Source organism: Psychrobacter piscatorii (assembly GCF_904846415.1).
GTDB lineage: Bacteria > Pseudomonadota > Gammaproteobacteria > Pseudomonadales > Moraxellaceae > Psychrobacter > Psychrobacter piscatorii.
Map to the genome: position 1 here is coordinate 1 of NZ_CAJHAR010000082.1, position 1,218 is coordinate 1,218.

At 41.1% G+C, this 1,218-nt stretch carries 2 protein-coding genes; both read left to right on the forward strand.

What is annotated here, in order from left to right; genetic code table 11:
- The first annotated feature begins 213 nt into the window (after positions 1–213).
- Positions 214–570 carry an IS630 transposase-related protein gene (locus tag JMX83_RS14905; protein WP_071002712.1) on the forward strand — a complete coding sequence of 119 codons (357 nt, stop codon included), beginning with the start codon at positions 214–216 and terminating at the stop codon, positions 568–570.
- Positions 551–1,063, forward strand: a complete 513-nt coding sequence (locus JMX83_RS14910; RefSeq protein ID WP_227517133.1) for an IS630 family transposase — start codon at positions 551–553, stop codon at positions 1,061–1,063. Before JMX83_RS14905 ends, JMX83_RS14910 begins: the two co-directional genes overlap by 20 nt.
- The last annotated feature ends 155 nt before the right edge of the window (positions 1,064–1,218 follow it).

Here is a 1,218-nt window from a genome sequence, read left to right on the forward strand (position 1 = left end):
CACCAAGGCTTGTCAGCGTTGCCTGAGAGCACAGCTGATCGAGTACTGATGAGGCTGGGTTAGATTGACTGATCACATCGGATGAATGACAGTACGGGCAGATATTTTTCATAGAATCTCCTTATTATCGAACATAAAAAAGACTGCTTATAGTCAATCCCACTTAAAAATGTTATAAACTAATTATCAAACCCAATTGTTATTATAAAGACCATGACTTACTCACTAGATTTTCGCAAACAAGTGCTAAAAAGCTTAGACGAGGGTATGACCTTTGCCGAGGCAGCTGAATTCTATAACCTCAGCCCAACCACGATACAAAACTGGAAGCGGCGTGTTCATAGCAAAACAACCAGGCAAACCAAACCCTATAAAATACCAGATGACGTGCTACTTAATGATGTTAAAGAACATCCTGATGATTACCAGTATGAGCGAGCCCGTCGTCTAAACTGTAGTAAAACAGGCATTTATCATGCCCTAAAGCGCCTAGGCATCAGTCAAAAAAAAGACATTAGAGCATCCAAAAGCTTGCCCAATAAAAAGAGCGGTGTATCAGGGAAAGCTTAATAGCTTTACGCAGCAAGGCTATCCCATCGTTTATATGGATGAAAGTGGCTTTGAGTCTGAAACCATTCGCTCTCATGGTTATGCACCGATTGGTAAGCCTTGTATCGATAGCTACAACTGGCAAGGTAAAAGGCGAACCAACGTTATTGGTGCTCTGTATGAAAAGATGCTGTTTGCGCTTGATTACTTTGAGACAAACATCAACAGCATTGTCTTCTATCACTGGTGCAAACACAAACTAATCCCAAGTCTTAAAACAAAATGCGTGATTGTGATGGATAACGCCAAATTTCATAAAAGCAAACGCATTCAAAAGCTACTAAACAGGCACGGGCATCGTATTCTTTGGTTGCCGCCGTACAGCCCAGACCTAAACCCTATCGAAAAGAAATGGGCTCAAGTGAAGTTTCTACGCCAAGGCTGGATGGAAAACGACTTATCCAAATTGTTTTATGATGTTTGTCCTAGCCATAACAATTTTATTTTGAACTGACTATATAGCAGGTCTTTTCAAATGGTTAGAAACAGATGAACAAAGCAGGGATAGCCACCTCAGTCATCTCATGAAGATACTATATATCTGAAATTATTTTGCTATAGGCGGTAGACCACGGCGATTGGCTGTGCGGTATTGTCCATGACCAAAGG

Excerpts from the sequence above, each read along its gene's own strand:
- JMX83_RS14905 (WP_071002712.1), top strand. The coding sequence starts at position 214 with ATGACTTACTCACTAGATTTTCGCAAACAAGTGCTAAAAAGCTTAGAC.